The following is a 714-nucleotide window of genomic DNA, read 5'->3' on the forward strand; positions in this document are numbered from 1 at the left end:
CGGCAGCCTTGCGCTGATTGCCGAACTGGCCCGCAGCGCCACCGCCACTCGGGTCTGGCTGCTGCAAGCGCCCGCTGGCCAAGCCCTGGATGCTGAGCGCCTGGGTGATTGGCACACGGCCTTGCAACAACTGGAGATACCGTTCGCCGATTGCGCGCCGCTCACCTGGCTGGAGACCGGTCATGACTAAGCCCCTGAAACTTGCGGTGGTCGGCCACACCAACGTCGGCAAGACCTCGTTGCTGCGCACGCTCACGCGAGACGTCGGCTTTGGTGAAGTCTCCCATCGTCCCAGCACCACCCGGCATGTCGAAGGTGCGCGCTTGTCGGTGGACGGCGAAGCCTTGCTGGAGCTGTACGACACGCCGGGCCTGGAAGATGCCATCGCCCTGCTCGATTACCTCGAACGCCTGGACCGCCCCGGCGAACGCCTCGACGGCCCGGCACGGCTGGCGCGTTTTCTGGAAGGCAGCGAGGCCCGGCAACGCTTCGAACAGGAAGCCAAGGTACTGCGCCAACTGCTCGCCTCCGACGCCGGGCTGTATGTGATAGACGCCCGGGAGCCGGTGCTGGCCAAGTACCGCGATGAGCTGCAAGTGCTCGCCAGTTGCGGCAAACCGTTGCTGCCAGTGCTCAATTTTGTCAGCAGCGCCGACCACCGCGAACCGGACTGGCGCGAAGCCCTCGCCCGCCTCGGCCTGCATGCGCTGGTGC

Annotated in this window: 2 protein-coding genes; both read left to right on the forward strand. The window is 66.5% G+C overall.

Annotated elements, in window-relative coordinates; all coding sequences use genetic code 11:
- Window positions 1-190: DUF2868 domain-containing protein (locus HX846_RS36130; RefSeq protein ID WP_178967335.1), on the forward strand; the 190-nt coding region annotated here is incomplete at its 5' end.
- A partial coding sequence (locus tag HX846_RS36135) for a GTPase domain-containing protein (protein WP_178967336.1) occupies window positions 183-714 on the forward strand: 532 nt, incomplete at its 3' end. The genes HX846_RS36130 and HX846_RS36135, both read left to right, overlap by 8 nt.

This window comes from Pseudomonas sp. K5002 (genome assembly GCF_013386655.1).
Lineage (GTDB): Bacteria > Pseudomonadota > Gammaproteobacteria > Pseudomonadales > Pseudomonadaceae > Aquipseudomonas.